Origin of the sequence: Helicobacter salomonis, from assembly GCF_900197775.1 — a bacterium.
Lineage (GTDB): Bacteria > Campylobacterota > Campylobacteria > Campylobacterales > Helicobacteraceae > Helicobacter > Helicobacter salomonis.
The window spans coordinates 1-24,955 of sequence record NZ_FZMA01000058.1 but is presented as its reverse complement, the minus strand read 5'-3'; the positions used below and the strand labels follow the sequence as shown (position 1 = coordinate 24,955).

Here is a 24,955-nt window from a genome sequence, read left to right as displayed (position 1 = left end):
GAGTTTTTATGACATTGGAAAAATTAAGCCCAGCTAAGGGTAGTGTCAAACACACGAAGCGGGTGGGCCGTGGGCAGGGCTCTGGTATGGGTAAAACCGCCACTAGAGGAGGCAAGGGGCAGACCGCACGCACGGGTTACAAACAGAAACGCGGTTTTGAGGGAGGGCAACAGCCCCTGCAACGCCGTTTACCTAAAGTGGGTTTTAGAAGCCGCACTAAGGGAGTGGTGTACGCAATCAATGTGGAAAAGCATAAAGAGGTTTTTGAGTTGGAAACTTTGAGTTTGGAGCTCATTAAAAAAGTGCATCCCTTCCCCTCCTATATTGAGAAAATTAAGCTCATTGGAGCAGGGGCTAAAAATTTAGCATCCAAGATTCAAGATGAGAGAATTCGCACCAGCGGACAAGAATAATGACCAAGGCGATTGCGACCAAAATTTTTATTACTCTAGGGTATTTGTTTCTCTATAGGGTGCTAGCTTACATCCCCATTCCCGGGGTGGATCTGGCTGCCATCAAATCCTTTTTTGATAGCAATTCTAGCAATGCATTAGGTCTTTTCAATATGTTTAGCGGGAACGCGGTCTCTCGCTTGAGTATTATTTCTCTAGGAATCATGCCTTATATCACAGCTTCCATTATTATGGAGCTTTTGAGCGCGACTTTCCCTAACTTGGCCAAGATGAAAAAGGAGCGCGATGGTATGCAGAAATACATGCAAATCGTGCGCTATGCTACCATTGGAATCACCATCATTCAGGCGATCAGCGTTTCTTTTGGCTTGCGTAGCATTGGGCATGGTCCTAATGGGGCGATCATGGTTTCTATGCAAACTTTTTTAATCTTAGCCACCTTTTCCATGCTTACGGGCACAATGCTCTTGATGTGGATTGGCGAGCAGATCACCCAAAGAGGCGTGGGTAATGGGATCAGCCTCATTATCTTTGCGGGCATCGTCTCTGGCATTCCTTCAGCCATTGCAGGGACTTTTAATTTGGTGAATACGGGTGTGATCAACATCTTAGTTTTGATTGGGATAGTGGCGATCGTCCTAGCAACTATCTTTGCAATTATCTATGTAGAGCTAGCTGAGCGACGCATTCCCATCTCTTACGCCCGTAAAGTGATGATGCAAAATCAAAACAAACGCATCATGAACTACATCCCCATTAAGTTAAACCTAAGCGGGGTGATCCCCCCTATCTTTGCCTCTGCCTTGCTAGTTTTTCCCTCTACCATTTTGCAAGCCTCCTCTAATAAGATTTTGCAAGCCATTGCGGATTTTCTCAACCCACACGGCTACGCTTACAATATTTTAATGTTCCTTCTCATTATCTTTTTTGCTTACTTCTACTCTTCCATTGTCTTTAACGCTAAAGATATTGCCGATAACCTCAAGCGTAATGGCGGGTTTATTGCAGGACTTAGACCGGGCGAGGGAACTTCAAACTTCTTAAACACCGTGGCGAGTCGCTTGACTTTTTGGGGCTCTTTGTATTTGGCTATCATCTCCACTTTGCCCTGGATTTTGGTCAAGGCAATGGGTGTGCCTTTTTATTTTGGGGGCACGGCGGTGCTCATTGTGGTGCAAGTGGCTATTGACACCATGAAAAAGATCGAAGCACAGGTGTATATGAGCAAGTATAAAACCTTGAGCGCAGTGGGCTTTTGATGGCAATCGCCATCCGTAATTCTAAAGAGATCGAGGCTTTACGCAGGGCGGGGGCTGTGGTCGGGCAGACTCTCAGATTGCTGAGTGAAAAAATCCAAGTAGGCATGAGTTTGTTAGAATTGGATGCTTTGGCCGAAGAGCATATCCATAAGCTCAATGCCAAGCCTGCTTTTAAAGGGCTTTATGGTTTCCCTAATACACTTTGCACTTCGCTCAATGAAGTTGCCATCCATGGCATTCCCACGGATTATCGATTACAGAGCGGAGATATCGTGGGTTTGGATTTAGGGGCGCAAATGCAAGGGTGGTTTGGCGATGGGGCGATCACTCTAGGAGTGGGGGAGATTAGCCTCCAAGATCAAGCCCTGATTGCCTGCGCTAAGGACGCTCTTCATGAGGGGATTGCTTGCCTAGAAGTGGGGATGCGCTTTAAAGAGGTGAGCCATATTTTAGAAACCCTCATTAGGCAAAAGGGCTTTGTGCCTTTAAAAAAATTTTGTGGGCATGGGATTGGGCGTAGCCCCCATGAAGAGCCCTCTATTCCTAACTACCTAGAGCCTTCCAGCAGGCCTAATAGTGGCCCTAAAATTAAAGAGGGCATGGTGTTTTGTATAGAGCCTATGATCTGCCAAAAACAGGGTGAACCTAGAATCTTAGCAGACAAATGGAGCGTGGTGTCCGTGGATGGCTTGCGCACCAGTCATTACGAACACACTATCGCGATGGTGGGTAAAAGAGCGCAAATTTTAACGGAGGCTTGATGGCAAAAGATGATGTGATAGAAGTAGATGGAAAGGTGATTGAGTGTTTACCCAATGCCACTTTCAAAGTGGAATTAGACAATAAGCATGTCGTGCTGTGCCGCATTTCTGGGAAAATGCGCATGCACTATATCCGCATTGCACTAGGTGATCGGGTGCGCTTGGAGCTCACGCCTTATAGCTTGGATAAGGGGCGAATCACCTTCCGCTACAAGTGATTAAGTTAGTTCTAACTTAAGATGGTTAGAATAAGGGTTTTGCTTAAGATAAGGAGAGAAGATGAAAGTTAGACCCTCTGTAAAGAAGATGTGTGATAAATGTAAAGTGATCAAAAGACGGGGTGTGATTCGCGTGATCTGCACCACTCCTAAACATAAACAAAGACAAGGATAGACATGGCAAGGATTGCAGGGGTTGATTTACCCAAGAAGAAACGCATAGAATATGCTTTGACCTACATCTATGGAATAGGCTTAAAAAGCTCCAGGGATATCTTGCACAAGGTGGGAATTTCTTTGGATAAACGCGTTCACGAATTAGGTGAAGATGAAGTATCTAGCATCACCAAAGAAATCCAGGCTAACTACATAGTAGAGGGAGATTTACGCAAAAAAGTGCAGATGGATATTAAAGCGTTGATGGATTTGGGGAGTTATCGGGGTATTCGACATCGTAAGGGCTTGCCCGTGCGGGGTCAAACCACTAAGAACAACGCGCGCACCCGTAAGGGTAAAAAGAAAACCGTAGGTAGCAAGTAAGGAGAGCGCATGGCTAAACGAACCGGCATTAAAAAGAAAATTGTTAAGAAAAATATCGCGCGGGGTGTTGTCTACATCGCTGCCTCCTTCAACAATACTAACATCACCGTTACAGACGAGATGGGCAATGTCATCTGTTGGGCGACTGCAGGAGGCTTAGGGTTTAGAGGGTCTAAGAAATCTACTCCCTACGCTGCCCAACAAGCTGTAGAGAGTGCGATGAGTAAAGCTAAAGAGCATGGCATTAAAGAAGTGGGGATTAAGGTGCAAGGTCCGGGGAGTGGGCGCGAAACCGCTATTAAGAGTGTGGGGAGCATTGAGGGGATCAAAGTGCTTTGGATCAAGGACATCACACCTTTGCCCCATAATGGTTGCCGTCCTCCCAAAAGAAGAAGAGTGTAAGGAGCAGCTATGGCAAGATATAGAGGTGCAGTTGAAAAATTAGAACGCCGTTTTGGGATTTCTTTATTTCTTAAGGGTGAGCGCCGTTTGAGTGGCAAGAGCGCGTTGGATAAGCGCGCCTATGGTCCCGGACAGCATGGACAAAGACGGGGTAAGATTTCAGACTATGGCTTGCAGTTACGCGAAAAACAAAAAGCCAAAGCAATGTATGGCATCTCTGAAAAACAATTCCGCTCTATTTTTAGAGAAGCCAACCGCATGGAAGGCAATACGGGGGAAAATTTGGTGCGTCTTTTAGAGAGGCGTTTGGACAATGTGGTCTATCGTATGGGCTTTGCAACCACGCGCTCTTTTGCGCGCCAGCTGGTAACACATGGGCATATTTTAGTCGATGGCAAACGCATGGACATCCCTTCTGCCTTTATTAAGAGTGGGCAAAAGATCGAGGTTAAGGAAAAAAGCAAGGAAAACCCCCAAATCACACGTGCGGTGGAACTCACTAATCAGGTAGGGATCGTGCCTTGGATTGATGTGGACAAGGATAAGAAGTTTGGCATCTTCACCCGCTATCCTGAGAGAGACGAGGTAAGCTTACCTCTTGAAGAGAGATTGATTGTCGAGCTCTATTCTAAATAGTAGGGGATTGCATGAAAGTGATTAAAGTAGCTCCACAAGTGCCTATGGACATCAGCGTGGAGAAAATTAACGACAGGCATATCAAAGTGTGTGTGTCTGCCTTTGAAGCGGGTTATGCCATTACCCTAGCCCACCCCTTAAGACGGCTCTTGCTCTTAAGCTCTGTAGGCTATGCGCCCATTGGAATCAAGATCGAAGGGGTTGCTCACGAATTTGATTCTCTGCGTGGGGTTTCTGAAGATGTGGCTCTATTCATTGCTAATCTCAAAAATATCCGCTTGGTAGGCAAGCATTTGGACAATGCCCAGAACGATCAAGTGATGGTTCACTACGCTTTTAAGGGTCCTGCCAAATTAAGCGGAAGGGATTTAGAGAACGAAGAGATCAGTGTGATCGACCATGATGCCTATTTAGCTACGATTAACGAGGATGTGAACTTAGAGTTTTCTCTCATCGTGCAAAAGGGCATGGGCTATGTGCCTTCTGAGAGCATTCGAGGTTATATTGCGAGTGATTACATCCCCCTAGATGCCTATTTCACTCCCATTAAAAAAGTGGTTTACAATATTGAAAACATGCTCGTAGATGGTAATCCCAATTTTGAAAAACTCGTTTTTGAAATTGAAAGTGATGGGCAGGTGGACCCTCAGCGCGCCTTTCAAGAGGCAATCAGAACCATGAACGCCCAAATGCACATCTTTAACACCAATATCGCCGATTACAAAGGCAGCGCCCATCTAGAAGAAGGCTTGGAGAGGGATTTGTTGATGGAAATTGAGGGGCTGAATTTGAGCGCGAGGTGTTTTAATTGCTTAGATAAAATCGGGCTTAAGTATGTGGGCGAGTTAGTGCTGATGGATGCTTACGAACTCAAGAATATTAAAAATCTTGGCAAGAAATCCTATGATGAAATCGCTGAAAAACTAGAGGGGCTAGGCTACCCTGTAGGTTCTGAAATTTCGACGGAGTTTAAGGCATCTTTGCAAGCCAAATTAGACAAATTAAAGAATGAGGAGCATTAATGCGACACCAGAATCGTTTTAGAAAATTGGGACGCACCAGCGCGCACAGAAAGGCCCTGCTCAAAAATCTCGCCATTTCTCTGATCGCACATGGGAAGATTCAAACGGGAATTTTCAAGGCTAAAGAATTACAGTCCTATGTTGAAAAGCTCGTGAGTGTGGCTAGAAAGGGTGATTTTAACGCACATCGCTATGTGTTTTCTTATCTACAAGATAAATACGCCACCCATAAGCTAGTGACTGAATTAGCCCCCAAATACGCGGCACGCAATGGGGGTTATACCAGCATCCACAGAGTAGCCATTAGAAGAGGAGATGCCTCTATCCTAGCCTCCATCGCCTTTGTCTAGCAATTTGAAGGTCAGTGTGTAGCTGGCCCGAATACACGCGCATACTAAAGTCTTCAACCCCAGGTTCCCCTTAAGACTCTCTTAACATTCGCTCCACGACCTCTATATGCGCCTGCATGCTCTTTTCAAAATCAAATTGTCTAGCCCGCTCGATCCCCTTAGCAATACAAGTGGTACGCAAAGTCTCATCAGTCAAAGCGCACTCTAGTTGTTTAGCGATGTCTTGGATATCATAAGGATTGCAATAGATGCCTGCATCGTCTAGAATCTCCGGCATGCAAGATACATTGCTGGCTAAGACCACTAATCCTGCCTGCATCGCTTCAATCATGGGCAAACCAAAGCCCTCAGCCAAACTCCCATGCCACAGCACTCTAGCATTCTTATAGAGGAGAGCAAGGAGTGCATCAGATGTGAAGCCCAAATCTACGATAAAAGTTTCACTCCTTTGTGCTGCTTATTTCCAAGCGTTTTTCTCTAAGCTGCCCGCAAGCTGCCGCGATATCCTGCCCCTTAGAGATGCGAATTGTGCAGAGCAAGCCCTTTTGATTGAGAAAATCCGCAAAAACCTGCACCTTCTCTAACTCTGGGCGTTCAAATTTAGAGTGGGGGGTAGAGTTGTAGGGGATGAGATTGATCTTCGCCTTAAGCCCATTGAGCAGTCTTAATAATTCTTTAGCGTGGCCTAACGAATCGTTCATATCTTTAATCATCAAATACTCAAACATCACCCGTTTACGCTTGTCTAGGGGGAAGGCTTTAAGCGCGTTAATCAAGGCTTCTAAATTATAGACCTTGTTAATGGGCATCAGTTTTGAGCGCAGGGCATCATTGACTGCGTGTAAAGAAATAGCCAACTGCACGCCCAAATTGAGCGCGCCCAAAGTTTGCAGGGCGGGCACTACTCCGCTTGTAGAAATCGTGATGCGTCTAGGGGCGATGTTAAGCCCCTCATGGGTGCTTAAAATCTCCAGCGCGCGCACCACTTGTTCAAAATTGTGCAAGGGCTCGCCCATACCCATAAAGACTAGATTAATCCCCCTAGTGGGCTCTAGCTGGTGGGCGCGTTTGAGGGCGACGACCTGCTCTACAATTTCGCCCGCGTTTAGATCACGCACAAAGCCCCCCTTAGCGGTCGCGCAAAACACGCAACCCACCTTACACCCAATTTGACAGCTCAAACAGAGCGTGATTTTCTCTTGTGCTTCCCCCTCCCTAGCTTCTCTCATTACCATGTACACACTCTCAAAACTATGCCCATCAGAGGTTTTAAAGAGATATTTCACGCTCTTATCTGTGCTTTGTTGGCACTCTAGCACTTCTAAGGGGCGCACCTCAAAATCGGCACGCAATGCCTCTTTAAAGGCGTGGGGGAGATTGTGCATTTGATCTAGGCTAGCATAACGCTGGTAAAGCCACGCATAAAATTGTTTGGCCACAAAGGGTTTAAATCCATGCCGTGTGCAATAGTTCTGCCATTCTGCAAGAGTGAGTGCATAAAGGGAGGGTTTGCTTTGCATTAAAAACGCCTAAAGAGGAGATTAAAGAGATGTTGGCAAAACCAACGGATTTTTAAGGTGTAATTACAAAGCCGCAATAGCCACGATAGGGCTTTGAGTGTGCCTCTAAAATTTTGGATATTGGTGTGGGGCACTTGGGAGGGGACACTCTCCACTAAAAGAGCATAGGACTTTAGAGTGAGCGTTTTGGCATGGTGGGTGTAGTGCGCGTCCATGTAAGTGTCCACGGGCAGAATCCATTGAGGGGGGCAGTGCTCCAAGAGCTTTTGCGCACCCTGTGGACTTAACATATAGCCCTGTGTGCCCATGCCACCCGCTGGGCTAAAAATCCAATCAAAATCATGGGTCAATGCGCTTTTGATCTGGTGGCGTTTGAAATAAAGCGCATACAAGCGCACGACTTGGGCTAACCCCGTGTTGATGGCTTCCAAACTCAAATGGCATTTTTCATAAAAATCAAAAGTAGGCAAGACATCGTCTTCTAGCACAATGATAGGTTTTTGCAACTTAATACATTCTTGCCAAAGCAAAAAAATGACTAGCAAAACAACCTAGTTGCCCCAAACTTTGAAAATTAACTCGCATGCATAATGCGAGGCGCATTAATGCCACCACCTCACAACGCTTAGGGGTTTCGGGGGCAAAATCGTTAAGCACGGGATGGGTGTGCTTGAAAGTGATCCCCTGTTTAGCAAAATCCTCTCTGCCATTGACTCCCTCAAACAAGGTGATCTCAAAGGCATCGGGGGTGCGCGATTGTTCCAATAAATAGCGCAAATGCCATAGCAAGGGCGTAATATCCCTAGCACTTTGACTCAAGTGGATAATGTAAATAGGAATGGGCAGATTCATCACTCCACAGTAACACTCTTGGCCAAATTGCGAGGTTTGTCCACATCTAGCCCTTTGCGTTGCGCCATTTCTAGGGCAAAGAGTTGCAAGATCGCGAGTATGTGAAAAAACTCGGGCATATAGTGGTCATAGGAGCGGGTTTGGATTTGAAAAGTGGCTTCTTCTAATTTGATCGGACTGAGCGCAAAAATGAGCGAATCGCGCGCACGCAATTCCTCTACATTGCTCAAATTTTTGGCAAAAAGAAGGTGTTGGGGGAGTAAAGTGGTGCTTAGAAGTGTGCCATCGGCTAGAGCAATAGGACCATGTTTCATCTCCGCGCTGGCATAGCCTTGTGCATGCACATAGGCGATTTCTTTGAGCTTGAGCGCGCCCTCTAGGGCCAGTGGGTAGAAGACCCCTCGCCCCATGAAAAAATACCCCTTTAAATCCCGCTCTAAGATCTGCGCACTCACTTCGCGCACTTGTTCGTGTAACTCTAACGCCTCTTGCATGGCTTTTAGACTTCCCTGCAGAGCTTGGATTTGCGCTTTTAGATCATCTGCGCTTAGGGTGTTGCATTCTTGGGCAAGTTGCAAAGCCAAAAGCCATAAAATCAAAACCTGACTGGTAAAGGCTTTAGTAGAGGCTACAGAGCGCTCCAGCCCTGCATGGGTTAAAAGTAGCCCATCTGCCATGTCTGCCATGGTGGAGCTCTGAGTGTTGCAAAGGCTAAGGGTTTTTAAACCTAGACTTTTGGCCAGTCTAAGTGCCTCTAGGGTGTCCGCGCTCTCTCCACTTTGGGAAATCGCTATAAAGAGTTCGCCTTGTTGGGTGGCAAAATGCGCGTAGCGGTATTCGCTAGCCAACTCTACCTGCACCTTTACCCCGGCTAAACTCTCTATTAAGTATTTCCCCACTAGCCCGGCATGGTAACTCGTCCCGCACGCGCTAATACTGATACAACTTACCCCCTCTAAAAAGCCATTGGGCAATTCCAAATGCACGCCATTGTTAGAAAGCCGCCCTAGCAGACTTAAAACTTTGGGCTGTTCGTAAATCTCTTTTTCCATAAAAGTTTTAAAGCCCTCTTTATCGCTCTGTTGGCTATCTTGACTTACCGCTTGCACCTCCCCTAAAGTCTCTAAGTTTAGAGGTTTTTGAAAATCCAACACCCCCACACTTCCCTCTTCTAAGCGCACCATTTGACTGGCATGCCCGCAAAGCGCGTTGGGTGCACTAGCAAAATACATCCCACCTTCACCGGCGGCAACGAGCAAAGGTGAGTGGTTTTTGGCATAAAAAATGCAGGTGGGAAAGTGTTCATTGATGAGCAAGATCGCGTACGCACCCTCTAGCTGGGCAATGGTGTTTTTAAAGGTTTGCAGGGCTTGTTCTGGGCTATTAGCAGGGTTTTGCTCCAACATATCCTCAAATAAATGCACCACCACCTCACTATCAGTTTGGCTGGAAAAAACATGCTCTTTTTGTTCTAATTCTGTCTTGAGGGTGGCATAATTTTCAATGATCCCATTGTGCACAAGCGCGCTTGAGCGGTAGGCATGCGGATGGGCGTTGGCTTGTGTGGGTTTGCCATGTGTGGCCCAGCGCGTGTGGGCAATCCCCACGCCTAAACCCTGTGTGCGCACTCTCTGCACCAAATTTTCTAGTGCGCTAATTTTCCCACTGGTTTTAAACACCTGCAAGGGCGCGCCCTTCCCTAAAAGTGCTAACCCCGCACTATCATAACCCCGATACTCTAGCTCTCTAAGCCCTCCTAGCAAGAGCTCTACTCTCTCCTGAACACCTAAATAGCCTACGATCCCACACATACCAACCCTTTAAAAAACTAACATTTCCCGTTTGTATTTGTTCAGCGCATTGATACACTCCTTGAGTTCTTCGACATGTTCGCTAATTTGGGTGTAAAAGGCCATGTCCAAACTCTGCGGAATGTCCAAACTACCGCGTTTCATCAAAATAAAATCACTCAAACTCACATTAGCTAACTTTAAGAGCAATTCTACTTCCTCTTTGGCATTCTCAATATCTTTAATGAGCTGTTCTAAGCGTTCAAACATCGCTATTCCTTTATGTCTTTAAGCCCTAGTGCCAGCAAAGCGTGCAAATGCACCACCCCTAACACCTTTTTATGCGCATCTAACACGATGAGTAAAGAAATTTGATGGGTTTCGATGAAATCTAGCGCGTCTAGCACCAACATATCCGGGTCTTGGATGGTTTTAGGCTTTAGGGTGGCAAACTCTTTAGCTGGGGCGCAACGATCAAAATGGGGTTGCAAGAGGGCACGACGAATATCTCCATCGCTCAAAACCCCTAGTAGCTCTTGATTCTCATTAACTAAAAGGGCATTGCCCAAACCTTGATGCGTGGCTTCTAACAGGGCTTCATGCAAAGAGGCCTGTGCACTCACTAAAGGCAGGGCATGGGTGCGATAAATATCGCGCACGCGTAGGTGCATTTTTTTACCTAGCAGGCCCCCCGGGTGATAGCGCGCAAAATCTCTTTGGCAAAAGCCCTTGCGCGCCATCAAGCACACCGCCAAGACATCGCCGAGTGCTAAGCAAAGCGTGGTGGAAGTGGTGGGCACCATGTTAAAGCTACAAGCTTCTTTAGTGATATTTAGGCTTAGGTGGTGATTGGCAAGCTTGCCTAAAGAACTCTTAGGGCTTTTGCTCATGCCTACAATGCCCGCACAAGAGATAAAACGCAAGGCTTCTAAGAGCTCCGTACTCTCCCCTCCATAGCTAATGGCTAAGATGACATCTTGGCTTCCCACAATGCCCATATCCCCGTGCAGGGCTTCAGTGGGGTGGAGAAAGAGCGCCTTAGTACCCGTGCTAGTCAGAGTAGCGGCGATCTTGCGTCCCACGTGTGCGCTCTTACCCACCCCCATAACCACCACTAAGGGCGCGTTAGCCAAAGTTTCAATAATAGGCTCTAACTTAGCATGATTTAGAGATTCTTTAGCGTGCGTGAGCGCATCAATGGCCAATCCAAACGTGTTACGCGCGAGCGCGCCATAATCTAGGGAGCTCATTAATGCTTAGTTTCCTGTCTAAGCATGGCTTTTTTGAGCATGGGAATGAGCGCGCCATAACCCTTAGTCTCCATGTCCTCTAGTGGGATAAACTTTAAAGCCGCGCTATTGATGCAATAGCGCAAGCCCCCCAATTCTCTAGGCCCATCCTCAAAGACATGCCCTAAATGCGCATTACCCACACGGCTACGTACTTCGGTACGGATACGGTTATAGCTGGTGTCTTTTTCATACCCCACTACTTCCTTACTAATGGGCTTGCTAAAGGCAGGCCACCCACACCCACTATCAAACTTATCTGTGGAGAGGAAGAGAGGTTCGCCCGTGGTGACATCTACATAGATACCCGGTTTAAAGAGGGTGTCGTATTCATTCTCAAAGGGGCGTTCTGTGTAGCTTTCTTGGGTTACTTTGTATTGTAAGTCTGTGAGTTGTTTTTTGAGCTGGGCTTGATCGGGTTTATGATAATCCTTAGGATCAATGATCACCTCATCAGCCTTTTTGAGATCAATATGACAATACCCCCCCGGATTTTTCTTCAAATAGTCTTGGTGGTATTCCTCTGCCACGACGAAGTTTTTGAGCGGTTCTAATTCAATGCGCACTCTTTGCTTATAATGGGTTTGCAGGCGCGCTAAGGCTTTAACGATGATGGGCTCGTCTTTGGGGTCTGTGTAGTAAATCCCTGTGCGGTATTGCCTACCCCTATCATTGCCCTGCTGGTTTAAGCTGATGGGATCGACCACTTTAAAATAGTACAGCAAGAGTTTATCTAGGCTGATCTCTTGAGGGTCAAATTCCACCTTGACCGTTTCGGCGTGATCAGTGTTATGCAGTTCGTGGTAAGTGGTTTGATCGCTCTTCCCATTAGCATAACCCACCAACGCGTCTTTCACCCCATAAATGCGCTCCATATATGCCTCCAATCCCCAAAAACACCCCCCGGCTAAGTAAATTGTGTGCATTTTCTTCTCCTGTGCGTGTACTAACCCTACCAACACCAACACCCCTAACACCCACGCGCGCATGGCTAGCTCACAAAAACATGACTCACGATAGCGGGGTATTTCTTGGTGTGCTTGAATAACGCCTTGCGCAAGAAATGCCGCACGCTCTCATCTAAAGACTTATTGTTACCCAACACATCTTGGCGTAGGGCTTTAATGTGCAAACCTAGCGAATCTTGTAAATCCTCTAAGAAGTGGCGTTCTTCCTTGAGATTGACAATGCCTACACTGCTAATTTTAGAATGGGGCATCAAGCTCTGGGCTTCTTTGGAGATGAATAACACCGCACTTAGTAGCCCCGCGCTGGCAATCTCCAAGCGTTCATCTACGATTCTTTGCTCAATGCTGACATTGTTGGTATTATCCACATAGTGCTTCCCGCTCTTAATGCTCTTGACCTTACGCATAAAATTAGGGTTGACTTCCACCTGATCCCCATCTTCCATGAGATAAATATTTTTCTCAGGGATTCCACACGCTATCGCGGTCTCTTTATGTTTGGCAACATGGTTATACTCCCCATGCACGGGCAAAAAGAACTTGGGCTTAATCAAACGCAACATCAGCTTTTGCTCCTCTTGGGCGGCATGCCCGCTCACATGGATGTCAAAGGCGTGGTGCACCACTTGGGCATCTTTTTTCATCAGCAGATTTAGAATGCTGGACACACTCGCCTCATTGCCCGGGATTGCCTTAGCTGAGATAATGACCAAATCGCTTGGTTTAATGCTAATGTGGCGGTGCTCATCGGTGGCCATGCGATAAAGCGCACTCATGGTCTCTCCCTGTGAGCCCGTGGTTACAATAAAAACCTCATGATCGGGAAGCTTTTCGACCTCATGGGCTTCAATGAAGGTCTTAGAGGGCAGATGGATATAGCCTAGCTCTCTAGCGATATCTAGGTTTTTCTCCATAGAACGGCCGATCACAGCGACCTTGCGGTTATGATTAATCGCGTGTTGGATGGCTTGATACACTCGGTGGATGTTAGAAGAAAAGGTGCTCATGATCACGCGCCCTTTAGCGCTCTTAAAGAGGTTCTCAAACACGGGTCCCACGCTAGTTTCACTAGGAGTAATTCCGGGCTTGTAAGAATTAGTGCTATCACTGAGCAATAACATGACACCTTGTTCGCCATAGTGGGCGAGGCGGTAGAGATCGGTGGGTAAATTGTCCACCGGGGTGTGATCGATTTTAAAATCCCCGCTATGCACGATCGTGCCCACTTTGGTTTGAATGGCTAATGCGCTCGCGTCAATAATGGAGTGGGTGATGTGAATCCACTCTACAATGAATTCGCCAATTTGGATAGGTTGGCGTTTTTGCACGATCTTAAAAAAGCTTTTAAATTTCTTCAAGCCGTGTTCGTCAAATTTATTGCCGATCATCCCCAAGCTTAAGGGCGTGCCATAGAGAGGGAATTGCAATTCTTTAAAGAGATAGGGCACAGCCCCGATATGATCCTCATGGGCATGGGTGATGAGCACGCCTACAATTTTATCCTTAATGCTGTGTAGGTAGCTAAAATCGGGGATCAAGATGTCTACCCCATGCATGTCTTCACTGGGGAAACTCATGCCCACATCAATGATGATGGCTTGGTGCATGGTTTCAATGACCATCATATTCCCCCCGATCTCGCCCAAGCCGCCCAGAGGGGTGATTTTAATACGGGCTTTGACATTGAGATCGAGTTTATAATGAGGGTTTAGATGATTGATGTGAATCTTATTATTAGTTTCTACGCCCGCTTTAAGCTCTTTATGAAAGCCTAAATTGCCCCGCTCATTGGCCTTAGTGATGTTTTTAACCCCGGCTTGTTCAGAGTGCTGGGAGTAGTGATGTCCCCTGCCCTGCTTAATGCGATTGGGGCGGGGAGCTTTGGGGGTCTGATCGGGTTGTGTGGGCTGAACTGAGGGGCTTTTGTTTTCAATGGGTTGATCCATAGTATTCTCCTATTTTAGATTGTTGGGTGAGATCATAAGCTAGGTCTAGGTAGTCTGTAGGGCTCAATTCATGCGGGCGTACTTGAGGTTTAAGGGCGCGCTCAGCTAGAAAACCTTGTAACCAGCCTGGCGCACAAATTCCCCTGAGATTATTGCTAAGGGTCTTGCGGTTGGCCTTAAAAGCGCGCTTGAGCAACTCTTCTAAGTCTGTAACATCTAAGGAGGGCGGGGTGGATTCCAAGGGGTGTTTGATTAGAGCGATCACGCTGGAGCGCACTTTGGGAGGTGGGTTAAACGCTTCTTTAGGCACTTCAAAACACAATTCCCGCCTAGCACATGTAAGCCCGGCAAGCACACTCAACGCGCTATAATCTCCATTCCCACAAGAGGCGCAAAATTTCAAGCCCACCTCTAGCTGAGTCATCACAACCAGCCCAACACAGAGACTATCTTTGAGCGCACGGGCGATAATGGGCGTGGCGATGTAATAGGGCAAGTTAGAGACCAAAAAATAGGGCTTGTCGCACAGAAAGCCCACACGGGGCAATTTGAGTCCTGCCAAGACATCGTATGTGCCATTTTCAACCCCTTTGCGTTCCATCACATCGCCTAGAACCAACTCCAAACGCGCCCAAGATTCAGGACTAAGCCTATTTTTTAAACCTTTGGCCAGTGCCCTGTCCACTTCGTAGGCGATCAAAGTCTTAGAGCCCAGCCTATCTAAAAGCCTAGTGGTGAGATCTCCCAAGCCAACCCCTATCTCCACCATCTGCACTTCATTAGCAAAGTGCTCGCAGGGGATGGATTGCAAGATCTGATTTAGATAAAAGGCATCGTGCAAGAAATGCTGCCCCAACAACGCCATGATTAACCTTACATTTGCTATTTATTCTAGCATGGGCTAGCTTAAACGCGTGGAAAATGGCTATAATGCAAAGTCTTTAAGGAGTAACCATGATCTTTAGCGATCAAGAATTGCAAAAACCTGTAGAAAAAGCTTTAGAAAAAGTGCGCCCGATGTTGCTTAGAGATGGGGGCGATGTGGTCTTGTTGGGAATCAAAGACGCGAAAGTCTATGTGTCTTTAGTGGGAGCATGTAAGGGCTGTGCTGCCAGTAGCAATACGCTTAAGTTTGGGATCGAGCGTTGTTTGCAAGAGGAGATCCACCCAGACATGCAGGTGGTGCATGTTTCCAAAGAGCAATACCAAAAACTCTTTCCTTGAGGTTGTCCCTTGAATAACGACCCTAAAAAACGCTCTTACACCACGCAGGGCTATAAGGCTTTTTTACAAAAGCAATATTTTAGAGCCCTGTTTTTATGCTCCCAAGCCTTGTTTTTAGACCCTTTAGATGCCAACGCCAAGATCGGCTTGCTACTAAGCGACATTGCCCTAGACTTCCCTAAAGAAGCGCATAGTTTTTACGAACTCTATCAAAATCTCTTACACTCCCAGCCACGGCGCTACAAAGCCAGCATTCAAGGGCAGATTTTAGAGCTCATTAACTCCTTTGATGAGAGTTTGAGCAAAATGGCGCAAGCCTTTGGGCATGAAAACCAACTCAAGGCAGAGAGTTTAGATGGGATTTTGTACGCCGACTTCAAGGCGATGTGCGCGGGCAAGGATTTTAAAGAAGTCTTTGAGAATTTGATGTTCAGCACCAAAGTGATCTTTGAGCGCAAAGAGGATTTTTACGAGTTTTTAGAAAATCTGGTGGATCATAAATTCTATGACATGTCCATTGCCTACATTGAAAACATGCGCGAACTACTTTGGTATGACCCGCGCGTGATGGCGTTGTTGCAAAAAGCCCTGCGCTTGGAAAAAGCCCAGCAGGATAAACATGATTGTTAGCAAGCGCGTTATTTTTAAGGATCAAATCTATGAAGCCCTAAGCGATGACACGCGAGAGATTGCAGAGGGGGTGCTGCTGGTTAAAACGCCCTCCAACGCGCGCTTTATCCCATCCAACATGCCTTGTTTGGAGGCGCAAGAATTAGGGCGTTATTTTGATTTAAAGATCCCCATCATTGGGATCACAGGCACTAATGGCAAAACCACTACTGCTACGCTCGTTGGCTTTTTACTGCAAGCTTTGGGGCACTCTTGCGCTTTGCTGGGCACGCGGGGCTTTTTTATCAAGGGCGCACAAGTTAAGCCTAAGGGGCTCACTACGCCTAGTCTGCTAGAACTCTATGGGGATATTGAGCGCGCTAGCTCAGAGGGGGTAGAGTATTTTGTGATGGAGGTAAGCTCGCATGCGATCGCTCAAGAACGCATTTTAGGTTTGGAGTTTGCTGCTAAGGTGCATACCAATATCACCAGCGATCACTTGGATTATCATGGGGATTTAGAGACTTACCGCGCGATCAAAAACCAGTTTTTGAGCGATGAGAGTTTGAAAATTATCAATTTAGACGACCCGCATGTGCGCTTTAACCCCACAAATGCCTATGGCTACGCCTGTGAGCGTAAAACCCATTTGAGCGTGAACGCTTACAGCTTACAGCCCGAAATTAGCGCGCATGTGGAATTTCATGCTGATCCTAGAGCGCGACGCAATCCTAATAGCTCTGCGGAGATGGGAATCGTGCATGCCCCTCTTATGGGCTTACATAATCTCTATAATCTCTTGGGAGCTCTGCTATGTGTGCGCGCACTCACTAAGCAACCCCTAGAGAGTCTTTGCCCCCTACTGGGTGATTTTCCCGGGGTGGAGGGGCGTATGGAGGTGGTGCACCAAAGCCCCCTAGTGGTGGTGGACTTTGCCCATACTGCCGATGGATTTGTGCAGATTTTTAACAGCTTTAAGGCGCAAAAGATCAAGGTGGTTTTTGGTGCGGGGGGCGATCGAGACAGGAGCAAACGCCCGCTGATGGGACAGGTAGCCACCACGCACGCGCTTAAAAGCTATATCACTTCGGACAACCCACGCACTGAAGATCCTTTAGCTATTATTAAGGATATTTTAAGTGGGATTGCCCCAGAGCTGCGCGCGCGCGCGATGGTGGAGCCCGATCGCAAAAAAGCCATTGAGTTAGCCCTAAGCGAATTACAAGACGATGAGGTGTTGCTCATTTTAGGCAAGGGAGATGAATGCGTGCAGATTGTGGGCGAGACGCATTTGCCCTTTGATGATCGCGCCCTAGTGCGTAATTTTTTTAAGGAGCAGGTATGAAGGATTTTTATCTCTGGTGTGATTTTATTGAGAGGGATTTTTTAGAGGGGGAGTTTCGCACGCTTATTCAAAGGGGGCAGATCGCAGGGGCGACCTCTAATCCCGCGCTCTTTACTCAAGCAATCACACGCTCTCAGGCTTATAAGGAGGCGATTAATGCCCTCAAGGGCGACACACCTAAAGTCCTTTATGAGGCCCTAGCTATTGAGGACATCCAGCGCGCTGCGGATTTACTTCTGCCTCTTTATAAGAAGAATAAGGCTACGGGATATATCAGCCTAGAGATCGATCCCTTTTTAGAGGGGGATGTGAGCGCATGCGTGCAGGAAGCAAAACGCCTACACCAAGCCCTCGCGCGCCCTAATGTGATGATCAAAATCCCAGCCACGCCTAGCGGATTAGAGGCGATGGCGCATTTGAGCGCGCACATGCCCATCAATGCGACCTTAGTCTTTTCCCCCACGCAGGCTAAAGAATGCACCCTAGCCTTGAAAAACGCCCAACACATGGGCGTGATTAGTGTCTTTGTCTCTAGGTTGGATGTGGCTCTGGATCGCTTTTTGGCACAAGCTCCCATCACTACAACCCAGCGCACCCAACTCGCCCACCAACTAGGCGCGGCTAATGCTTTAGAATGCTACCAACACATCCAAAATCTCAATCTCCCCCACCTCTACCCCCTCTTTGCAAGCACGGGGGTTAAAGAGCCCACTCTCCCCAAAGACTACTACATCCAAGCCCTCAAAATGCCCCATAGTATCAACACCGCCCCCCTAGAAGCACTCCGCGCCTACCACCAAGCCCCAAGCTCCGCCCCTAAAATCCTAGAGTTTGCCCCCCTCAAAGCCCAGCTAGAAGGTCTGGGCTTTGATCTCAACCAAACCTACGCGGAACTATTAAACGCGGGTTTAGCTAGCTTTCAAGAATCGTTCAAGACCCTCCTGAGCAGTCTTGAATAAAGTTCAAGCAGTCTTATAATCATTGGTCTTTTGAGCAATATGCTCTACCAATTGTTTGGAAGCGCGCATGATTTCTTGCATCGTGTGCGCGTTTTTCAAGGTGTCGCTCGCGCAACTCTGTACAGAGATCACCTTATTGATAATGTCTTGGGTGTCCTGCCCTAAGTCGATAAAGATGAGATTCACCCCTTTAATGCGCTCGATGAGCTTCTCTAAATACTCTATGGTTTGAATAGAGCCCTCTTTCACACCCATGCTCAAAACACTAGATTCTTCAATGCGCGCAGCTTGTTCATGCATTTTCTCTCCTACAGCGCCCACATTTTGCACAATACTAGAAATCGTGCCATTGACCTCCGTTAGGGCCTGCTGGGTGCGCGCGGCTAGACTACTTACTTCATCAGCCACCACCGCAAACCCGCGTCCCCGCTCGCCCGCACGCGCGGCTTCGATGGCTGCATTGAGCGCGAGTAAATTGGTTTGCTTGGCGATCTCATCGATGGTTTCTAAAATGCTTTGCGCATCATTAGCACTTTGGGTGAGTTTTTCAATTTGACCGATTAACTCCCGCTCACTGGCGACATTTTCGATAATGGCCCTGTGTAGAGTGCAGACACTATTTTTGCGATTTTCTAGCAAGGAAAGTGCTTCAACTAGCTCAGCTACCATGCCGTCTACAATGGAGGTAACATCTGCAAGACTGTGTGAGAGATGAACTCCTTCGTCCTTGATTTGCGTGATGGTCTGGGTGGTCTGTTGCATTTTATTCGTAGTATGGCACATCGCGTGCTCGAGTTGGAGAGCAGAAGAGTGGCTTTGTTTAGAGCAATCTTTGATGTCATTATTAAAGGCACAGACATGCTCTAAGAAGGTGTTGATACAATTGGCGCTCACACTGATCTCATCCTGTGCTTGCCCACTGATACAGATACGTGTTGTGAGGTCTTTTTTGCTGCTAGAAAAATTCTGCACCACCGCCGTTAAGGCTCTTAAACGACGGACAATCCACACATGGATTAGCATAAAGGTGATGGCAATGATGCCCAAAGTGCTAAAGAGTGCTATCCACAATAGCGTGTGGAAATTTTGATCGGCTAGATGGTAGGCGCGTTTCTCTGCCTCTTCCATGCTATCGTGAATATTATGAAGAGAGCTTATTGATACAAGAATCAGGTCGCTCACTGGATCATAATAGGCGTAACTTACATAGCCTCCTAGAGGACCCTTGGAATCCAAAATTTTGGAATGGCAGCGATGAACGCCTCCTTTGGGGTTATTTAGGGCGTTTTGGATGGATATTTTGAAGTAAAAACCCCCACACTCATCCTGTACATTCAAAACATTTTTCCCCACCAAATCCGGATGGATGTGATCGGCAAGCAATGTCCCCTCCTTGGTGAGGACTGAAACATAAGAGCGCCCCTTAATTTGATTAATGGTGTTCAAATAGTGCATACTCTCTTGGAGAGCTATTTCTTTGGTATGCCGAGCAAAAAATGTATGAACCCCTGCAACAATCAAGGAAATATCGTGCTCAATGCCTCGCTCGCGCTTGAGCAACGCATTGGCATCAAAAGTTTCAATGGTCTTCTTAAAACTTTGTTTCTCCATAGAACGACTCAGAAAAGTAAGAGTAAGACTCAAGGCACACAAAGATCCCAAAACAATCAAGGTGATCTTCCAACGCAAATTTAATGTCATCGCACATCCTTTGGCAGGAATATATATTATTATCATTATTATATAAATGCTGTATGTACACAAATATCACTTACAACTAGCTAACAAATAGATTGGTTAGACCTATTAGGTAACTCTTGACCCATGCCACTCCATAAATCCGCAAATCTACCTATCAGCGTAGTCGCACAAGAATACCTACAAAGGCACAATCTAGACCTCAAACTCTCCAGCCGGCATAGTACCAAGAGTCGTCTCAACACCATTTAAAGCTTTTCAATGCCCAATGCCTATCGCCCAGATCGATTTGTTAAGAACACCATCCGCCTTCAGCTATATTCAATGATGCACTGAATACAAGAAGTGCAGGCTACATCGCAATACTCGTTTAAACAACTTTGAGCGTGTGCAGCGCACTTTTTTCATTTACAAATAAAACCGACGTATGCAAGGGGATTGAGCCCATGTTGCTGGAGTTGCAAAAGGGGCGCATAGAGAAACGCGTTAATTTGTGAAAAGTCTAAAGCAATTTGTGTAGCTGTTTTGTTAAAAGAGCGCGCTTCTGGACTATCTGGCATGGATTCTTTGATGAACTCTAAGAGAGTGAGCGCGCTAAAGAGATACATCGCTCTTAGCATAGTATGTTCTTTGGGGGTGTTTGCCTTGAATTGCTTTAAGATGGGGATAGCCATACTTTGGGGTTGGTTGGAGTATTTGTTGTCTTTGGGAGCTTGGTTTTGTCAAAAAGGCGTGCAAAGAGGGAGGGTGTAGTATATGTCCATACAAAATGAAGCTTGTATCTCTTGAATAGGATTTGCTAGCATGGGTAGAAAGAGTAAGCCAATCCAAAGTAAAAAGGGCACAGATTTCCTTAAAATTTCATCTTTTGCAACGCCAAACAGATTGCATTATTAGACTTAAAAGTTTGGAGTTTATTCTGTGGATTTAGATATACACAAGGAGTATTCTCCACATTTAAAAGGCGTTGAGTTACCAAATAGTTTTTTAGATTGCGATAGAGATTGGCTGGAGGCTTTTTAAAGGCATCGAGGCAGGTTTGGTAGGATAAAGGGTCTAGGAGTGTACCTAGCAAGCACACGCCAGGTCTTTGCACAATGGCAGATAATTTTAAGGGTTTTTGGGGTGTTCTAGGCTGATCCACATCAAAGACTTGATCGATATAAAAGCCCCAATCTTGAATATCGCTCCAAGATCGGGATAACTGGTAAGCTAGGACCTGCTTTAAAGAAGTGTCTAGTTTGGGATCGTGGGGGGCGTATGTTTGCAATTTATTAGGCGCGCTCCACAATTCTGAGCTGAGTGTGTAAGCCACAAATTGAGCTTGGGGCACTTTTATCGTTTGCTTGCCTAAGTTCTTGAGTATATTGACTTTAAAGGCAAGCTCCATAACTAAATCATCTTGGGGTTTGGGCTTTTGGAGGAATAAGTGTTGCCAATCCTCTAAAACCTGCACACCCTGTTGTTGCAACGCCACTAGAGGCTGATAGATTTCTAGCAGGGACAAAAACAATTCCAAATTGGCTTGGGGGCTATTGAGGGCTTGGTATTTACCCGCCTTGTTTCTGGCTTTTGGCATAGAGCTATCAAGCAACTCTAAAAGCTGGGCTTGGCTTAAAGTTTTAAGGGTTTCATTAGGTTTTAAAGTCTTTAAAAGGGGCATTTCTTGGATGAAATTTTGGGCTAGAGCGCGGATTTCTTGGGCTTTTTGCTCTAAAGAGCTTTTTAAAGGCTCTTGCTCTAATCTCCGTGATCCGTGCCTAGAGCGCACATCACTAGAAATAGCGTAACTCTCCAACACCTTAGCCTGCAAAACCTCCATTTGTGAAAGCCATTTGGCAGGCGATGCGTGGATGAAGCCCACAAGCAATAAAGCCGCTAGCTTTAAGCGCATTTTAAACTCCTTTGCAAATTCTTATCGCTCAATACACTGTATTTTTTATTTTATGTATTTTTCTAGTCTTTTGGTTCTAGCATAGCTAACTAGAACAATGGAGTGTGCGGACCAAAGAAAACCCATGCGACAAAGCCCATGCCTCCTATTAAAATCACCCCATTAAGCCCGGCGCTCGCCAAACAAGCCCACTTCCACACCTTGCTAGGTTTTGTGTCATCATAAACCCCATAAATTGTCCAAAAGGAGAACAAACCACAAAGGAGTACGCTCAAAAGCGCTAAAATCTCATGCCCCGAATGCAATAATATGCTCCCCACTCTAGCGCATAAAAAAGGCGTTAAAAAGGGTGTGATGAAAAGCAAAAGCCCTAAATAAAACCGCCCTATGCGCTTGATCCACTTCGTTGTATAACGCTCCAAACTCAACCTACGCTCCAAACTCAACCTATCATACACAAACAAAATGATGAGGGATATCAACACTAACCCCAAGAACAAGAAAAAAATTTTCAACATTTATCCTTACTAGGGCACAGAACGCAAGCCTTAAGTAAATAAGGGATACCACAGCACCACAGCTAGAGCATTAAAAACCCCGCTAATGACACAACGCCACGCCCAAACTTCGCTAGGCGCATGGCGCCTGTAAAAAAGGGCATGAGCACTAACAACAGACCTAAGAAAATTTTTTTCAACACGCTACACAACACACTACAACCCTCTAAGCCTAGCGATCTCATCGCGTAGTCTTGCCGCCTCTTCAAAGTCCAACACCTTAGCGCGTTGTTGCATTTGCGCCCTTAAAGTTTTGATTAAGCGATCCTTTTCACTCTTAGGCATTTTTTCTAGGGCTTTGGAGCGTTTGGGCTTGGCAGGCAGGCTATCGATCAACTCTTCTTCAACATGCCTTTGCACACTCTTAGGCTCAATGCCATGTTCTAAGTTAAAGGCTTTTTGTTTAGCCCGTCTCTCATCGCTAATTTGCATCGCTTTTTGCATGCTTGCTGTGATTTTATCGGCATAAAAAAGCACCTTGCCACGCACATGCCGTGCGGCGCGCCCCATCGTTTGAATCAAGCTGGTTTCACTGCGTAAAAACCCCTCTTTATCCGCGTCCAAGATCGCCACTAAGGACACTTCAGGCAAATCTAGCCCCTCGCGCAACAAGTTGATCCCAATGAGCACATCAAAAACCCCTAATCTAAGCTCTCTAATTAAGTGGTTACGCTCGATCGCATCAATATCGCTATGCAGATACTGCACCCTCAAGCCCCATTCTAAATAGTGCTTGCATAATTCCTCCGCCATGCGCTTAGTCAAGGTGGTAACCAGCACGCGCTCATGTCTGCTCACCACCTCTTTAATGCTCTCAAATAAATCCCGCACTTGGTTAGCCACGGGGCGCACCTCATACTCAGGGTCTAGTAACCCGGTGGGGCGGATAATCTGTTCAGCAATATGCCCTTGTGAGAGTTCTAACTCTAGGGGGTTGGGGGTAGCTGAGACAAAGAGAAAATGGGGGGGTTTGGTGATAAACTCTTCATATTTAAGCGGGCGATTATCCAGCGCGCAGGGCAATCTAAAGCCATAATCTACCAAGACTTGCTTACGGCTCAAATCCCCGGCATACATGCCCTTAAATTGGGGCAAACTCACATGCGACTCGTCGACTATCACCAGAAAGGGGCGTTGCTTTTGGGCGAAGTAATCCATCAAAGTATAGGGAGTCTCCCCTTCTTGTTTGCCCGTGAAGTGGCGCGCATAATTTTCAATGCCCTTACAAATGCCCGTGGCACTAATCATCTCTAAGTCAAATTCGGTGCGGGTTTTGAGGCGCTCATACTCTAGGGGCTTTTGGGCTTGTTTGAAAAAGCTTAGACGAGCTTGTAATTCTTGCTCAATGTCTTTAATGGCTTGTTGCAAACGCTCCGGACCCACAATAAAGGCATTTGCCGCATAGAGGGGGTAAGAGTCTAGTTGCTTTAAGGGAGTGTTCTCCAGCGCGTCCATGCTAGTGATGCGCTCGATCTCATCGCCAAAAAACTCTATGCGGATAAAGTTTTCATCATTATAAGCGGGGAAAATATCCACACACTCCCCCACTACCCTAAATTTACCCCGCTCTAAGATGTCTTGGCGCGCATAACCCATTTCTACCAACTTGAGCAAGAATTGCTTATAAGGGCGCACTTGCCCCACTTGGATTTTTTCTAGCATGCTCAAATACTCAGCAGGGTTGCCCAGCCCATAATTAGCCGACACGCTAGCGACCACAATCACATCATCATAGCTTAATAGCGAAGTTACCGCGCTCAAGCGCAGGCGTTCTAAATCTTCATTGATTGAGCTATCCTTTTCTATGAAAAGATCGCGTCTGGGGATATAAGACTCGGGCTGGTAATAATCAAAGTGGGAGATAAAGTATTCCACATGGTTTTTGGGGAAAAAGCCTTTGAACTCGCTGTAAAGTTGGGCGCAGAGGGTTTTATTATGACTCATGATCAAGGTAGGCATTTGCAAGCGCGCGATCAAATTAGCCATGCTAAAGGTCTTGCCAGAGCCCGTAACCCCGATTAAAGTTTGGTAACGCGCCCCTTGCTTTACCCCCTCACTTAAGGTTTGCACGACTTTTTCTTGCTCCAAACTCATGGCATAGGGGGCGTGTAGGTTGAATAAATTCATGTTGACTCTTTGTGGTTTTTAGAGATCATAGCGTAAAAGCAGGATTTGCAACATGCTTTCTATTATTTTTTATTATTATAATATGATTAAATAGTATTACTAAAATTTGAAAAGAGGGACAAAGAAGACCTGAGAGAGTCTTTGGAGAGACTTATTGATTTTCCCGACTGAATTTTTGTATAGGTGTATGGGCGTGTGTGGCTTGCACCTCAGTTCAATAGCAAGGCGTTTCTGCTACAGCTTGAGATTAGTTGTTAGGAGTTGCGACTACGATGGTGACAAAAACAAGCAAATAATGTGCAAGTGGCTAGTTAGCGTTTTTGTGGTATAAAGAAGGGTTAAACATGGGAAAGGTTTTCTATGAAACAAGTGCACCCGCTTACCCTTAAACTCAGTCATGCGGTGGCCAAACGCATTAAGGCCAACCAATCCCAGCGCGCTCAACTTTACGCCTTTAGCCCCCGTGTCTTTGAACCCCCCAGGCCCAATCCCCCCAAACGCCCCTTGGTGATCCCCCAACACCCGCCGCCCACCCAAGGGCCCTCTTAAGCGCGAGCCATACTATCGGGTTCTCTT

At 46.5% G+C, this 24,955-nt stretch carries 30 protein-coding genes; 15 read left to right on the top strand and 15 right to left on the bottom strand.

All coding sequences use genetic code 11. The features are described 5' to 3' along the window. Nucleotides 1-8: 8 nt before the first annotated feature. From rplO to rplQ, 10 genes are all read left to right on the top strand, one after another. Nucleotides 9-413, top strand: coding sequence for a 50S ribosomal protein L15 (gene rplO / locus C6H04_RS07460; RefSeq protein ID WP_104695405.1), 405 nt, complete (start codon nucleotides 9-11; stop codon nucleotides 411-413). After that, a complete protein-coding gene (gene secY, locus C6H04_RS07455) occupies nucleotides 413-1,672 on the top strand; it encodes a preprotein translocase subunit SecY (protein WP_104732799.1) in 1,260 nt (419 codons plus the stop codon). Before rplO ends, secY begins: the two co-directional genes overlap by 1 nt. Next, nucleotides 1,672-2,433: a type I methionyl aminopeptidase gene (map, locus tag C6H04_RS07450; protein ID WP_104732798.1), complete on the top strand. Its 762-nt coding sequence runs from the start codon at nucleotides 1,672-1,674 to the stop codon at nucleotides 2,431-2,433. Before secY ends, map begins: the two co-directional genes overlap by 1 nt. Then, nucleotides 2,433-2,651: a translation initiation factor IF-1 gene (gene infA / locus C6H04_RS07445; RefSeq protein WP_013469759.1), complete on the top strand. Its 219-nt coding sequence runs from the start codon at nucleotides 2,433-2,435 to the stop codon at nucleotides 2,649-2,651. The genes map and infA overlap by 1 nt, the downstream gene beginning before the upstream one ends. 61 nt (nucleotides 2,652-2,712) lie before the next feature. Next, nucleotides 2,713-2,826, top strand: coding sequence for a 50S ribosomal protein L36 (rpmJ, locus tag C6H04_RS07440; RefSeq protein WP_013469758.1), 114 nt, complete (start codon nucleotides 2,713-2,715; stop codon nucleotides 2,824-2,826). Between the two features lie 2 nt (nucleotides 2,827-2,828). Next, nucleotides 2,829-3,191, top strand: coding sequence for a 30S ribosomal protein S13 (gene rpsM, locus C6H04_RS07435; protein WP_104695408.1), 363 nt, complete (start codon nucleotides 2,829-2,831; stop codon nucleotides 3,189-3,191). 9 nt (nucleotides 3,192-3,200) lie between these two features. After that, nucleotides 3,201-3,593 carry a 30S ribosomal protein S11 gene (gene rpsK / locus C6H04_RS07430; RefSeq protein ID WP_104695409.1) on the top strand — a complete coding sequence of 131 codons (393 nt, stop codon included), beginning with the start codon at nucleotides 3,201-3,203 and terminating at the stop codon, nucleotides 3,591-3,593. Between the two features lie 9 nt (nucleotides 3,594-3,602). Further along, nucleotides 3,603-4,229 (top strand): 30S ribosomal protein S4, encoded by a 627-nt coding sequence (gene rpsD / locus C6H04_RS07425; protein WP_104695410.1) that lies wholly within the window; start codon nucleotides 3,603-3,605, stop codon nucleotides 4,227-4,229. An 11-nt stretch (nucleotides 4,230-4,240) separates the two neighbouring features. Then, nucleotides 4,241-5,251, top strand: a complete 1,011-nt coding sequence (locus tag C6H04_RS07420; protein WP_104695411.1) for a DNA-directed RNA polymerase subunit alpha — start codon at nucleotides 4,241-4,243, stop codon at nucleotides 5,249-5,251. Beyond that, a complete protein-coding gene (rplQ, locus tag C6H04_RS07415; protein ID WP_104732797.1) occupies nucleotides 5,251-5,601 on the top strand; it encodes a 50S ribosomal protein L17 in 351 nt (116 codons plus the stop codon). Before C6H04_RS07420 ends, rplQ begins: the two co-directional genes overlap by 1 nt. A 70-nt stretch (nucleotides 5,602-5,671) precedes the next feature. On the opposite strand, the gene C6H04_RS07410 is transcribed toward rplQ, so the two are convergent. From C6H04_RS07410 to rsmA, 10 genes are read right to left on the bottom strand one after another with little or no spacing between them, the layout of a single operon-like run. Beyond that, nucleotides 5,672-6,025 carry a glycosyltransferase gene (locus C6H04_RS07410; RefSeq protein WP_267892275.1) on the bottom strand — a complete coding sequence of 118 codons (354 nt, stop codon included), beginning with the start codon at nucleotides 6,023-6,025 and terminating at the stop codon, nucleotides 5,672-5,674. 16 nt (nucleotides 6,026-6,041) lie between these two features. Further along, a complete protein-coding gene (gene rlmN / locus C6H04_RS07405) occupies nucleotides 6,042-7,121 on the bottom strand; it encodes a dual-specificity RNA methyltransferase RlmN (protein WP_104732795.1) in 1,080 nt (359 codons plus the stop codon). Continuing rightward, nucleotides 7,121-7,627, bottom strand: a complete 507-nt coding sequence (locus C6H04_RS08235) for a glycosyltransferase family 25 protein (RefSeq protein ID WP_233711891.1) — start codon at nucleotides 7,625-7,627, stop codon at nucleotides 7,121-7,123. The genes rlmN and C6H04_RS08235 overlap by 1 nt, the downstream gene beginning before the upstream one ends. Nucleotide 7,628: 1 nt before the next feature. Further along, nucleotides 7,629-7,973 carry a hypothetical protein gene (locus C6H04_RS08230; protein ID WP_233711890.1) on the bottom strand — a complete coding sequence of 115 codons (345 nt, stop codon included), beginning with the start codon at nucleotides 7,971-7,973 and terminating at the stop codon, nucleotides 7,629-7,631. Then, complete coding sequence (gene glmS, locus C6H04_RS07395; protein WP_104732794.1) at nucleotides 7,973-9,784, bottom strand: glutamine--fructose-6-phosphate transaminase (isomerizing); 1,812 nt, start codon at nucleotides 9,782-9,784, stop codon at nucleotides 7,973-7,975. The genes C6H04_RS08230 and glmS overlap by 1 nt, the downstream gene beginning before the upstream one ends. Nucleotides 9,785-9,793: 9 nt before the next feature. Continuing rightward, a complete protein-coding gene (locus tag C6H04_RS07390; protein WP_104732793.1) occupies nucleotides 9,794-10,033 on the bottom strand; it encodes a DUF2443 family protein in 240 nt (79 codons plus the stop codon). A 2-nt stretch (nucleotides 10,034-10,035) separates the two neighbouring features. Further along, complete coding sequence (locus C6H04_RS07385; protein ID WP_104732792.1) at nucleotides 10,036-11,013, bottom strand: KpsF/GutQ family sugar-phosphate isomerase; 978 nt, start codon at nucleotides 11,011-11,013, stop codon at nucleotides 10,036-10,038. Next, nucleotides 11,013-12,041: a peptide-methionine (R)-S-oxide reductase MsrB gene (gene msrB, locus C6H04_RS07380; protein ID WP_104732791.1), complete on the bottom strand. Its 1,029-nt coding sequence runs from the start codon at nucleotides 12,039-12,041 to the stop codon at nucleotides 11,013-11,015. Before msrB ends, C6H04_RS07385 begins: the two co-directional genes overlap by 1 nt. A gap of 2 nt (nucleotides 12,042-12,043) precedes the next feature. Further along, complete coding sequence (locus tag C6H04_RS07375) at nucleotides 12,044-13,966, bottom strand: ribonuclease J (protein ID WP_233711889.1); 1,923 nt, start codon at nucleotides 13,964-13,966, stop codon at nucleotides 12,044-12,046. Next, the gene (gene rsmA, locus C6H04_RS07370) at nucleotides 13,950-14,831 is read right to left on the bottom strand and encodes a 16S rRNA (adenine(1518)-N(6)/adenine(1519)-N(6))-dimethyltransferase RsmA (RefSeq protein ID WP_104732790.1); all 882 of its coding nucleotides are present in this window, start codon (nucleotides 14,829-14,831) and stop codon (nucleotides 13,950-13,952) included. Before rsmA ends, C6H04_RS07375 begins: the two co-directional genes overlap by 17 nt. An 89-nt stretch (nucleotides 14,832-14,920) precedes the next feature. Between rsmA and C6H04_RS07365 the strand changes: the two genes are divergently transcribed. From C6H04_RS07365 to C6H04_RS07350, 4 genes are read left to right on the top strand one after another with little or no spacing between them, the layout of a single operon-like run. Further along, entirely contained in the window at nucleotides 14,921-15,190 is a 270-nt protein-coding gene (locus tag C6H04_RS07365) for a NifU family protein (protein ID WP_104695422.1), read from the top strand. 9 nt (nucleotides 15,191-15,199) lie between these two features. Further along, nucleotides 15,200-15,820, top strand: coding sequence for a histidine kinase (locus C6H04_RS07360; RefSeq protein ID WP_104695423.1), 621 nt, complete (start codon nucleotides 15,200-15,202; stop codon nucleotides 15,818-15,820). Further along, nucleotides 15,810-17,144, top strand: coding sequence for a UDP-N-acetylmuramoyl-L-alanyl-D-glutamate--2,6-diaminopimelate ligase (locus C6H04_RS07355; protein ID WP_104732789.1), 1,335 nt, complete (start codon nucleotides 15,810-15,812; stop codon nucleotides 17,142-17,144). Before C6H04_RS07360 ends, C6H04_RS07355 begins: the two co-directional genes overlap by 11 nt. Then, nucleotides 17,141-18,103, top strand: coding sequence for a transaldolase (locus C6H04_RS07350; protein WP_104732788.1), 963 nt, complete (start codon nucleotides 17,141-17,143; stop codon nucleotides 18,101-18,103). Before C6H04_RS07355 ends, C6H04_RS07350 begins: the two co-directional genes overlap by 4 nt. A gap of 3 nt (nucleotides 18,104-18,106) precedes the next feature. Here C6H04_RS07350 and C6H04_RS07345 read toward each other — a convergent pair whose 3' ends face one another. From C6H04_RS07345 to uvrB, 5 genes are all read right to left on the bottom strand, one after another. Continuing rightward, complete coding sequence (locus C6H04_RS07345) at nucleotides 18,107-19,804, bottom strand: methyl-accepting chemotaxis protein (protein ID WP_104695426.1); 1,698 nt, start codon at nucleotides 19,802-19,804, stop codon at nucleotides 18,107-18,109. 401 nt (nucleotides 19,805-20,205) lie between these two features. Then, complete coding sequence (locus tag C6H04_RS08225) at nucleotides 20,206-20,421, bottom strand: hypothetical protein (RefSeq protein WP_233711888.1); 216 nt, start codon at nucleotides 20,419-20,421, stop codon at nucleotides 20,206-20,208. Between the two features lie 233 nt (nucleotides 20,422-20,654). Next, nucleotides 20,655-21,695, bottom strand: a complete 1,041-nt coding sequence (locus C6H04_RS08220; RefSeq protein ID WP_233711887.1) for a hypothetical protein — start codon at nucleotides 21,693-21,695, stop codon at nucleotides 20,655-20,657. 89 nt (nucleotides 21,696-21,784) lie between these two features. Next, nucleotides 21,785-22,210, bottom strand: coding sequence for a hypothetical protein (locus C6H04_RS07330; RefSeq protein WP_104732787.1), 426 nt, complete (start codon nucleotides 22,208-22,210; stop codon nucleotides 21,785-21,787). 198 nt (nucleotides 22,211-22,408) lie between these two features. Further along, nucleotides 22,409-24,379, bottom strand: a complete 1,971-nt coding sequence (uvrB, locus tag C6H04_RS07325) for an excinuclease ABC subunit UvrB (RefSeq protein WP_104732786.1) — start codon at nucleotides 24,377-24,379, stop codon at nucleotides 22,409-22,411. Nucleotides 24,380-24,739: 360 nt separating this feature from the next. On the opposite strand from uvrB, the gene C6H04_RS07320 reads away from it, so the two are divergent. Next, on the top strand, nucleotides 24,740-24,928 hold the full coding sequence (locus tag C6H04_RS07320; RefSeq protein ID WP_104732785.1) for a hypothetical protein: 189 nt from the start codon (nucleotides 24,740-24,742) through the stop codon (nucleotides 24,926-24,928). Nucleotides 24,929-24,955: the final 27 nt, after the last annotated feature.